This window comes from Rhodococcus sp. I2R (assembly GCF_020889545.1).
GTDB lineage: Bacteria > Actinomycetota > Actinomycetes > Mycobacteriales > Mycobacteriaceae > Rhodococcoides.
Genome location: NZ_JAHUTG010000045.1, coordinates 1 through 10,418 on the forward strand (window position 1 = coordinate 1; position 10,418 = coordinate 10,418).

The 10,418-nt window shown below is 61.3% G+C and carries 9 protein-coding genes and 1 pseudogene; 9 read left to right on the forward strand and 1 reads right to left on the reverse strand.

Going from position 1 to position 10,418, the window contains the following annotated elements; translation table 11 throughout:
* Positions 1–166: 166 nt before the first annotated feature.
* Positions 167–1,183 carry an AraC family transcriptional regulator gene (locus KVY23_RS24345; protein WP_206511653.1) on the reverse strand — a complete coding sequence of 339 codons (1,017 nt, stop codon included), beginning with the start codon at positions 1,181–1,183 and terminating at the stop codon, positions 167–169.
* 386 nt (positions 1,184–1,569) lie between these two features.
* On the opposite strand from KVY23_RS24345, the gene KVY23_RS24350 reads away from it, so the two are divergent.
* The 9 genes and pseudogenes from KVY23_RS24350 (at position 1,570) to KVY23_RS24390 (ending at position 10,360) form a co-directional block, all read left to right on the forward strand.
* On the forward strand, positions 1,570–1,980 hold the full coding sequence (locus tag KVY23_RS24350; RefSeq protein WP_075840920.1) for an SCP2 sterol-binding domain-containing protein: 411 nt from the start codon (positions 1,570–1,572) through the stop codon (positions 1,978–1,980).
* Positions 1,981–2,031: 51 nt separating this feature from the next.
* Positions 2,032–3,648 carry a fatty acid--CoA ligase gene (locus tag KVY23_RS24355; protein WP_206511654.1) on the forward strand — a complete coding sequence of 539 codons (1,617 nt, stop codon included), beginning with the start codon at positions 2,032–2,034 and terminating at the stop codon, positions 3,646–3,648.
* 42 nt (positions 3,649–3,690) lie between these two features.
* Positions 3,691–4,797, forward strand: a complete 1,107-nt coding sequence (locus tag KVY23_RS24360) for an NDMA-dependent alcohol dehydrogenase (protein WP_206511652.1) — start codon at positions 3,691–3,693, stop codon at positions 4,795–4,797.
* 20 nt (positions 4,798–4,817) lie between these two features.
* Positions 4,818–4,970 (forward strand): annotated as a pseudogene (locus KVY23_RS24365) (aldehyde dehydrogenase family protein); the annotation flags it as partial.
* A 205-nt stretch (positions 4,971–5,175) separates the two neighbouring features.
* Complete coding sequence (locus KVY23_RS24370; RefSeq protein WP_206511651.1) at positions 5,176–5,496, forward strand: 2Fe-2S iron-sulfur cluster-binding protein; 321 nt, start codon at positions 5,176–5,178, stop codon at positions 5,494–5,496.
* Between the two features lie 25 nt (positions 5,497–5,521).
* On the forward strand, positions 5,522–6,910 hold the full coding sequence (locus KVY23_RS24375; RefSeq protein ID WP_206511650.1) for a cytochrome P450: 1,389 nt from the start codon (positions 5,522–5,524) through the stop codon (positions 6,908–6,910).
* Entirely contained in the window at positions 6,907–8,109 is a 1,203-nt protein-coding gene (locus tag KVY23_RS24380) for an NAD(P)/FAD-dependent oxidoreductase (protein WP_075840921.1), read from the forward strand. Before KVY23_RS24375 ends, KVY23_RS24380 begins: the two co-directional genes overlap by 4 nt.
* 321 nt (positions 8,110–8,430) lie before the next feature.
* A complete protein-coding gene (locus KVY23_RS24385; RefSeq protein WP_230558493.1) occupies positions 8,431–9,495 on the forward strand; it encodes a BtrH N-terminal domain-containing protein in 1,065 nt (354 codons plus the stop codon).
* A gap of 310 nt (positions 9,496–9,805) precedes the next feature.
* A complete protein-coding gene (locus tag KVY23_RS24390) occupies positions 9,806–10,360 on the forward strand; it encodes a PaaI family thioesterase (RefSeq protein ID WP_075840922.1) in 555 nt (184 codons plus the stop codon).
* The last annotated feature ends 58 nt before the right edge of the window (positions 10,361–10,418 follow it).

Below are 10,418 nucleotides of genomic sequence, written 5' to 3' on the forward strand. Positions count from 1 at the left end.
TTCACCCCCGGGGGAGCTACGTGACCGTCCACACAGATCAAAAACCACGCGCTCGTGCATGTCACCGCCTACACCGAGCAGGTCAACCGGGCCGCAGGAAACCCAAACTCGATCACCGGCGAGACCCACCTCGTCGAGAACTACTTTCAGAGGCGGGACAAGGAACTCACCAGCTCCTTTTTGTGTTTCGGAACTCGCTCGGCGAGAAGCCGGTCCATCGTTTGAAGGTATGCGAGAAGTTTGTGAGGTCGCTGTATCCGAGTTCCTTTGCGATCTCACTTACCGTCATTGATCGGTCCAGTAATCTGAGCGTCGCGCGCTCGCGAAGGAATGACTCTCGTTGCTCGCGAAAAGTAGTCCCCTCCTCGGAGAGGCGCCGCTTAAGCGTGCTGGTGGATATGGCCAGCTTGTCTGCCACCCAGTGACTGCCACTTCGTCCGGGATCTTCCTCGATCAACCGTCGCACCTTCTCCGAGAACGACGTACTTCCGTTTCGCTGGTCGAGGGTTCGCTGCAGTTCGGCGATGGCGATTCGATAGGCTAGGGGATCGGAAAACCGACAGACCTCGTCGACTGTTTCTGCTGGAACATGGACGCAGGACAGCGGGGCGTCGAAGTGCAGACGCCCGGCTAGTACGTGCTCATGGTTCATCAGAGCAACCGGCGTTGGCCAACTCAGATGAAGGGTAACGGCCGGCGCGTCGTAGGAGAGCAGGCCAAGCAGCCGCAGTAGCGTCGACCCAGCGTAGGCAATTGCAAGGCAGTCCAGGCCCGGATCGTGTGTGTGCCCGATGAGGCCGACCGAGAAGCCGTGGTCTGCACTGGCATGAAACTGTGAACTGACGGCCGTCGAGATCAACGGCAGATAGGTGAGCAGCTCCACAATCTCGGCTACTGAGCCCGCACTTACCAGCGGAACACTCAACGGGCCGAAGGACGTCAACTGGGCGTGTTCAGCGAACACGAAGCCGAGCACGGTTGCCTGGTCGGCGTCGAGATCGGGGTAGACCTCGCGAAACCACCGCAGTGGAGCCTGAATGTCACGTTGGACTAACGCTGCCTCGTCAGTTCCTTCGCGAGCCATAAGTCTGCGAAACCGCGCAGCGGCATCTGCGCTGAACGCTTGGCTTTGAAGCAGTTGCATGAACGCGAGCGGTGGCAAGCCCGCGTCCTCGAAGTCCACTGGGAAACACTCCTCTGAGCCGAATTCACAACCATCTGACTCTGGCGAACATAGCCGACGCAGTCAACTTCGAGCACAGTGTTTCTAAGTTCTCACACCGAAAATTCAGCATCGGGAGTTAGTTCTGGCTGTTGTCCTTTGTCTCGCACGACGGCGAGAAGGACGGCGAGGCACACCTCTCGATCGAGGAAGGCCTGTCGTTGAAGCAGATCGCAACCAACAACGCAGTGCCTGCAAAAAGGTTTCCTGGTAACGGTGAGTTCGGCTGAGCGGCGGTCGACCCCCGCTGGCTTGTCCGACGGGGGCGGTGACTATCGGCGATTGAGAGTCCCTGGTCGCTCGCGACCGTGCATTTCCTAGAACAACGAGATTGGTGGAGGTTCGAGATGGCTGTGTTCAAGGACGAGGACGAGGTCTACACCTATATGGCCGGGATATTTCGGCGTGGCCTGGAGGTCGAGGGGCTGGCGGACAAGCTTGCGGGCTCGGGCGTGGTGTTGCGGGTGCACTACACCGATCCGGATGCGGTGGTGACGGTGGATATGCCGAACAAGGTGGTGGAGACCGGAGCTTCGAGTACCGCGGTACCCAATGTCGAGCTGTTCATGTCTTCGGACACCGGGAACAAGTTCTGGCTGGGGAAGGTGAACCTGACGATGGCAATGGCCAAGGGAACCGTGCGCGCGAAAGGGCCGGTGCCCAAGTTGCTCAAATTGATCCCGCAGGCCAAGAACCTGTTTCCCGAGTACAAGTCGATGTTGCAGAGCGAGAATCGCCAGGATCTCATCGATGCGTGACCACCGCTTGACCGCTGACTGCAGGACTACGGTGGCGCGGTGAAAAGCACCATGCAAGACGTTCCGCTGACCGTGTCGTCGATAGTGCGCCATGCCGCGATGATTCATGGCGATCGGGATGTGTTGACCGCACGTGGACCCGGGCAGATCTCCCGGGTGTCGTACCGAGAGTTGGGCGAACGCGCGGCTCGGTTGGCCAATGCATTGCGCGAGATCGGCATTCGTGGAGATGAGCGCGTCGCCACGCTGCAATGGAGTAACCAGGAGCATCTCGATTGCTACTCGGCGGTGCCGTCGATGGGCGCGGTGTTGCACACGTTGAACCTGCGGCTGCCTACTGAACAGCTGACGTGGATCGCCAACCATGCCGACGACCGAGTGGTCATCGTCGACGGAACGGTCCTTCCGCTCTTGGCGGCGGCGTTACCGTCGATGACGTCGGTCCGAACGGTGCTGGTGACCGGTACTGGCGACCTTTCCGCCGTTGAGGGGTGCGGGAAGGACGTTCTTCGGTACGACGACGTGGTTGCCGCCCAATCGTGCTCATTCGACTGGCCCGATGTCGACGAATGGTCGGCCGCTGCGATGTGCTACACCAGCGGAACCACTGGACATCCGAAAGGCGTTGTCTACAGCCATCGTTCGACGTGGTTGCATTCGCAGGCAGCGTGCACTTCGAATGCGCTGGGCATCGGTCATGACGACACGGTATTGGCGATCGTGCCGATGTTCCACGCCAATGCGTGGGGACTGCCGTACGCGGCGATGATGGCAGGCGCGCAGATGCTGCTACCCGACCGCTTTTTGCAGGCTGAGCCGTTGGTGGAGATGATCGAGGCAGCGCGACCGACGATGGCGGGCGCGGTCCCGACGATCTGGACCGACGTTCTGCACTATCTGCGGGACAACCCCGGCCATGACGTCAGTTCGCTGAAGATGGTGGCCTGCGGGGGTTCCGCCGTTCCGCGGTCGTTGATAACCGCCTACGACGAGCTGGGTATTCGCATCGTGCAGGCATGGGGGATGACCGAGACCTCGCCGCTTGCTGCGGTCGCATTGCCGCGGGACACCGACTCACCGGAGCGGTCCCTTCATATACGCGGAACCCAGGGCAGGGTGGTGGCCGGTGTGGAGGCCCGCATCGTCGATGACGCTGGTACAGAGCAACCCTGGGACGGAAAGGCGGTGGGCGAGATCCAGATCCGCGGCCCGTGGATCACGGGGTCGTACTACGAGCATGAGGGTCCGGCGGTGACGCCGGACGGGTGGTTGTCCACCGGAGATGTCGGAACGATCAGCGCTGATGCATTCATCACCCTGACCGACCGTTCCAAGGACGTCATCAAGTCCGGAGGTGAATGGATCTCCTCGGTCGAACTGGAGAACGAATTGGCCGCTCATCCTGCGATACGCACCGCCACGGTGATCGGTGTGCCAGACGACAAGTGGCAGGAACGGCCGCTGGCAGTGGTAGTCCTCGATGCCGGACGCACCGCCACCGCCGCGGAATTGTCGGAGTTCCTCCGTCCGCGGGTGGCCAAGTGGTGGCTACCGGAGCGGTGGGCATTCGTTACTGAAGTTCCACTGACCTCGACCGGCAAGTTCGACAAGAAGAAGCTACGACGCCAGCACGCCGACGGTGGCCTCATCGTCGAGACACTGGCCTGAATCGGCAATCACGGCAACCGAAGTATCGATCTAGGGAGAATCATGAAGACACGTGCTGCTGTTCTCTGGGGCCTGGGAGAGAAGTGGGAGGTCGAGGAGGTCGAGCTGAATCCGCCCGGCCCCAACGAGGTGCTCGTCCGGCTGACCGCGAGTGGGTTGTGCCATTCCGACGAACACCTCGTGACCGGCGATCTGCCCTTCCCTCTGCCTGTCGTCGGCGGTCATGAGGGCGCCGGCACCGTGGTCGAGATCGGGGCGGGCATCGACGACATCTCCGAGGGTGATTCGGTCATTCTCACCTTCCTGCCGTCGTGCGGGCACTGTTCCTACTGTGCGCGCGGCATGGGGAACCTGTGCGACACAGGCGCGGCCGTCATGATGGGACCGCAGCTCGATGGCACTTACCGCTTCCACGCACGCGGCGAGGACATCGGCCAGATGTGCTTGCTGGGCACCTTCTCGGAGTACACGGTGGTGCCGAGAGCGTCGCTGGTCAAGATCGACACAGGAACACCGCTGGACAAGGCGGCGCTGATCGGCTGCGGTGTCACCACCGGTTACGGATCGGCGGTGCGCACAGGCGAAGTGCGCGCCGGGGACACGGTGGTCGTGATCGGAGCCGGGGGCATCGGCATGAACGCGATTCAAGGTGCCCGGATCGCCGGCGCGTTGAACATCATCGCGGTCGATCCCGTGGAGTTCAAGCGGGAGCAATCCAGCGTGTTCGGCGCGACGCATGCCGTTGCCTCGATCGACGAAGCGTGGGCGCTGGTCAGCGACATCACTCGCGGCAAACTCGCTGACGTCTGCATCTTGACCACCGATGTCGCCGAAGGGTCTTATATTGGCGAGGCGCTGTCTCTCGTCGGCAAACGCGGACGCGTGGTCGTTACCGCAATCGGACACCCCGAAGAGACCACTATGTCGGGATCGCTGTTGGAGTTGACGCTCTACGAGAAGCAGATCCGCGGTTCTCTATACGGCTCGTCCAACGCTGCTCACGACGTCCCGCGCCTCGTCGAGCTGTACAACGGCGGACACCTCAAGCTCGATGAGCTGATCACCCGTGAGTACACCCTCGACCAGATCAACGAGGGCTACGAGGACATGCGATCAGGCAGCAACATCCGAGGGGTCATCCGATTCTGACGCTACTGACGCCACCGCGAGCCAGTGGAATCGGCGATTATCACGGCAAGTGGGGGTTCGAAGCTCTGAGCCACCGTAGAGCTGTGCTGTCCAAACCCACCAGACCCGATCTAAGTCTGATCTATCCGCCGTATACCGAACGTTCGATCAAGTTGCTACGAAGACTTCTGTGAACAGGTTGGTACCCACCGGTTCGACGGCTCCTGTTGCCGCTGATCTCGAAGGTTTCTCGGCGAGACCCGGAGTCATCGAAGTCCATCGGGCCATACTCCTCTGAGCCGAATTCACAACCATCTGACTCTGGCGAACATAGCCGACGCAGTCAACTTCGAACACAATTTGAAGTCTCACACCGAAACACAGCATCAGGAGTTGGTTATGGCTGTTGTCACCTTTGTCTCGCACGACGGCGAGAAAGACGAGGCGCTTCTCGAGGAAGGCCTGTCGTTGATGCAGATCGCAACCAACAATGCAGTGCCCGGCATCGACGGCGACTGTGGAGGTGAAGCCGCATGCGGGACCTGCCATGTGATCGTCGATCCGCAGTGGTCTGAGATGGTCGGGCGTTCGAGCGCCGTTGAGGAGGAGATGCTCGCGATGAACCCCGAGCGTCAACCGACCTCCCGATTGTCCTGCCAGATGCTTGTGTCCGTGGCGTGGGACGGCTTGATTGTCCAGACGCCAGAATTTCAGATGTGACCACGGAAGAGGCGGGCAAGACAAGATGAAGGTTTCTGAAGCAATCACTGAGCGAGTCCAGTCGGTCGTCCCAATCGACCTACAGATTCAGGGCGCGCACCTCTACGACAAGACCCGACGGTGGGTGACCAGATCGAACGGGAAGAAGCTGTTCGTCGAAAGTCCCATCCCGCCGGTCGAGGACGTCGAACTCGCCGAGATCGACCTCAGCAACCCGTTTCTCTATCGTCAGGGCCGTTGGCAGTCCTACTACGAGCGCCTACGCAATGAGGCTCCGGTCCACTATTTGCCCGCCAGCCCGTTCGGTCCGTTCTGGTCGGTTACGCGGCATGCCGACATCATGGCAGTCGACAAGAACCATGAGGCATTCTCCGCCGAACCGTTGATTGTCATCGGGGTCCCGCCGCGATTCTTGGACATCACAATGTTCATCGCTATGGATCCGCCCCGCCACGACCGGCAGCGGGCTGCCGTGCAGGGTGTGGTCGCGCCGAAGAATCTTCGTGAGATGGAGGGGCTGATTCGTTCGCGCGTCCAGGAGGTGCTCGACGACCTGCCTGTGAATGAGCCATTCGACTGGGTGCAAAATGTTTCGATCGAGTTGACCGCTCGCATGCTGGCGACCTTGCTGGATTTCCCGTACGAGCAGCGTCACAAACTTGTCGAATGGTCAGACCTCGCAACTTCGATGGAGCAGACCAACGGCGGTCCCTCAGACCTCGACGATACGTTTGTCGGTATGCGCGAGATGGCACAAGGTCTCAGCGAGCACTGGCACGACAAAGCGGCCCGGACCGCTGCCGGAGAAGAACCTGGGTTCGATCTGATCACCATGTTGCAGAGCAACGCCGACACCAAGGATCTGATCAGCCGACCGATGGAATTCTTGGGCAACCTCGTGTTGCTGATCGTCGGTGGCAACGACACCACACGCAATTCGATGAGCGGCGGTGTTCTCGCGCTGAACCGGTTCCCCGATCAGTTCGAGAAGCTCAAGGCCAATCCCGACCTGATCTCCAACATGAACTCGGAGATCATCCGGTGGCAGACACCATTGGCCTACATGCGTCGAATCGCCAAGGTCGACACGGTGCTCAACGGGCAGTTCATCCGGAAAGGCGACAAGGTCGTGATGTGGTACGCGTCGGGCAACCGCGACGAACGCGTGTTCGACCGGCCCGACGACTTCATCATCGACCGGGCCAACGCGCGCAACCACATCTCTTTCGGCTTCGGTGTTCACCGCTGTATGGGTAACCGGTTGGCCGAACTTCAGCTGCGGATCCTCTGGGAGGAATTGCTCGCTCGTTTCGAGAACATCGATGTCGTCGGCGAACCCGAGTACGTGCAGTCCAACTTCGTGCGAGGGATCAGCAAGATGACGGTCCGCCTCACCCCGAAATCCGACGCATGACCGCACAGCGCGCCGTCATCATTGGGGCCAGCCATGCTGGGGCCCAACTCGCAACCAGCCTGCGCCAGGAACGTTGGACCGGAGAGATCGTCCTCATCGGCGACGAGTCAGCGCTGCCGTACCAACGCCCTCCGTTGTCGAAGGCTTACCTGGCCTCGAAGAGCACGCTCAAGGACCTGGAGATCCGAAGCGTCGAGTTTTACAGCAAGCACGGGATCCAACTCCGCGACGCGACTGTAGAAGCGATCGACCGCTCAGCAGGAAGCCTTTCGCTCAGCACTGGCGACGCGTTGACCTATGACAAGCTCGCCTTGTGCACCGGTGCCCGCCCGCGGCGGCTCCCTACCCCGGGGGCCGACCTGGCCGGAGTCTATTACCTACGCACCGCCGCGGACGTCGGGTTGATTCGAAAGGCCGCGAACCCCGGACGTCGAGCCGTGATCGTCGGCGGGGGCTACATCGGCCTAGAGACGGCCGCCTCCTTGCGTGCACTGGGTCTGGAGGTCACCGTGTTGGAGGCGACCGAACGCGTCCTCGAACGAGTCACCGCCCCCGAAGTCTCCGCATTTTTCGACCGAATCCACCGTAGTAAAGGGGTCAACATCCGCACGGGAGCCCTGGTCGAGGCGCTCACCGGCGATAGCCGCGTCCGCGAAGTGGTCCTGGCCAGCGGCGAATCAATCCCTGCCGACCTCCTCATTATCGGAATCGGCGTGGAGCCCAATGTCGACCTCGCCGCCGCCGCGGACCTTGCCGTTGACAATGGCGTCGTCATCGACGACCACGCCCGGACCAGTGATCACAACATCGTGGCCGCCGGGGATTGCGCCAGCCACGACATGGCCCGCTACGGACGTCGCATTCGCCTGGAGTCCGTGCCAAGTGCCGCCGAGCAGGCCAAGGTCGCTGCCGCGACCATCTGCGGAAAGCCTAAAGAGATAAAGGCGCTCCCCTGGTTCTGGTCGGATCAATACGACTTCAAGCTCCAGATCGCCGGGCTCAACACTGGGTACGACGAAGTCGTCCTCAGCGGAAACCCGACCCGTGACAGCGACTTCACCTGCTACTACCTACGCAGTGCAGAGCTGATTGCGGCGGACTGCATCAATCGTCCCCGCGACTTCATGTTCAGCAAACGGGTCATCACGCAGCAGCTCCCCATCGACCGCGCCGAACTGTCACTCGCCGGTGCAGTGTGAAGCGTCTCTGCCCTGAGTGCGATCGATATGACGTCGGCGAGCGATACGCAATTCGAAGCACGAACAGGTCCAAACCTCATTCGGCGCGCCCACTGACGAAAAGCCGCGGCTTCTATAGGAGGCTCGCGAATCGACCCTTCCCTCCGAGCTCGAGCTCGATCCAATCGAGACCCGCAACAGTTCGGTGCCAACCTTGGGCCACCAATTCAGTGTTCGTAAGCAACGTCGACCCATGGGCTACGCATGCCCACTTGGAACGAATCCCTGGCAACTGACTGGTCTTCGACACCCCAACGCCCCGCCACTCGGAAAGGATCGCATATGCCGCACAAGACCCTCATCGAGGGTTACCCCCATCAAATCGGGGGCCACTGTGGTTCAGGCGCGATGCGAGATCTGCTGCACTGGCACGATCTCGGGTGGGATGGACCGCCCAGCGAGGGGCTGACATTTACCCTCGGGGGTGCCTTGGGGTTGTCCTATCTTCGATCGAACGCTCTCGTTCCACCGCTGTATCTGGTGGGACGAGGTGCCGACTTCGAAGTCGACCTACCCCGCCGGCTCGGCGGGCAGGTCCAGGTCCTAACCACCGACGATCCAGAGGAGGGATGGTCGTGGGTTCGCGACGAAATCGACTCCGGCCGACCAAGCCTGGTATGGGGCGACATCGCCGAGCTACCGTATCTGAGGGTCCAGATGCAGATGAGCCGCCACGACATCGTCGTGATCGGCTACGACGAGGACGCGGGCGTAGCGTTCGTCGTAGACAACGACCGGGCCGAGGTGCAGGAGGTTCCCTTCGACTCGCTGGCTCGGGCCAGGTCTTCGACGTCGTTCCCACAGCCGACGCGCCACTGTACGTACCGCATCACCTGGCCGAGCGCGCTCCCCAGCATCGGCGGCACTGCAGCGGCAGCGTTCCGGCAGTCTGCCGACAACTTGCGTCAGCCATCAGGGGCAAGAATCGCCAATCTCACCGCAGCGAGCGGTGCCGAGGGCCTGGCAGCCGCCGAAGCGCTGGCCGCCGACGTTCACACCTGGGCCGACCTCCCCGATGACGAACTCGAGATCTTACTGTTCGGCCTCGGCGCGTTCATCGAGAAGGCAGGCACCGGCGGCGGATTGTTCCGACGCTTACTCGCCGAGGGGTGCGCTGAGATCGCGAGACTGACTGGCGACCTCGCCACAGCAGACCTGGCGCGAGTCGCCGACCGCTGTGCGCAGGCCTGGACCGAGACCGCGCGCGCCGGGATCCGCCGCGGCGCTGATGTACGAGCTCGCCTAGACGCGGTGGCCCTGGCCGCCGGTCGACTGCCAAAGGGGGAGACGGATCTTGTCGACGCTTTGGAACGTGCGTCCAGCTCGTTGGCGACTGCAGACCGCTAACTGCGCTCGTCTCGTGGAATAGATCAGGTAGACCATCATGTAGGCGAAAGTTGTTGTAGAGAAGGGTTTTACACGGAGATTGCATTTTATTGCGGTGGAACTTCGATATATCCGTCAAAAGAGAATGCTGGTGACAAATACGCGATGGACGCGAAACTCATCGAGGAGTCTGACACGATGCGGCTGATTCTGTGGTGATGCTCAGACGGCACTTGACAAAACGGAGGTCGCCGGTGAAGGAGATCCGTTCCGTGATCGGTATCGTCTTGCTGCTATCGACGGAACTGAACCCGGCCTCAGTGGGTTCGTCGTGACAGAACCGCCGGAAACCGGTCAAGAATATTCCGAACGCCAGGTTGAGACCGAGATCGCGCTCGTGACGGCCTGGTGGCGCAGCTTTGAAGAACGGCGAGACACACTCGACGGCGACCCTCTCCCGCCTCACCACCCATGGTGTCTCGGCTGTGGTCCGGACAACCCCCATGGTCATCAGTTGCAGGCGCGGCGTCGCGGCGACGGCGTCGCCGCAGAGCATGTATTCGATAGTCGGCACCGGGGTGCTCCGGGCATCGCACACGGTGGGGCTGTAGGCACCGTGCTCGATGACATGGTGGGAATGCTTCTTTATGTGATCGGGGACTTGGCTGTTACACGAAAGCTCGACATCGAGTTCCTCGCGCCGGTTCGCCTGCAAGTGCCTTACGAGGTAAGTGCCATGCTGAAAGCGCGCAATGGTCGCAAGCTTCACGTTGCTGCCGAAGTTCGAGCGCAACGCACCGGTGACGTAGTGGCCTCCGCCACAGGCGTTTTCATCGTCGTAGATTTAGCGCATTTCATCGCAGCGCTTCGACCCGACCCGGTCTAGTGCGCCGGACAGCCGGGCACAAGCCATCGCCGTCGGGCCCCTGTTGGTGCACACCAAC